Below are 288 nucleotides of genomic sequence, written 5' to 3'. Positions count from 1 at the left end.
GCCCCCAGCAGCAGGGTGCGCGGGTTGGCCAGCAGCGGGCCGAAGTCGGTCATCGCGCCGACGCCCATGAAGATGACCAGCGGCGCGACGCCGGAGCCAATCGCCACTTTATAGAACAGCGCCAGCACCCCCGGCGTGTAGCCCATGTCCACCGCCAGGTTCTCCATCTGTCCCTGCACCGACGGCAGCGCCAGCGCTAACGCCTCCTTGATGGCGTGCACGTCCGGCGCGCAGTTAAGCTTCGCGGCAATCACCGCCAGCTGCCCGGCGTCGTGATGCGCCAGCAGA

Annotated in this window: 1 protein-coding gene; it reads right to left on the bottom strand. The window is 68.4% G+C overall.

Annotated elements, in window-relative coordinates; translation table 11 throughout:
- On the bottom strand, nucleotides 1-288 hold a 288-nt coding region (locus J4G32_RS21095), incomplete at both ends, for a sodium ion-translocating decarboxylase subunit beta (RefSeq protein WP_210497655.1).

Source organism: Microvirga antarctica (genome assembly GCF_017921815.1).
Classification (GTDB): Bacteria; Pseudomonadota; Alphaproteobacteria; order Rhizobiales; family Beijerinckiaceae; genus Microvirga; species Microvirga antarctica.
The sequence above is the reverse complement of the archived record's forward strand: the minus strand, read 5'-3'. Positions and strand labels throughout refer to the sequence as shown.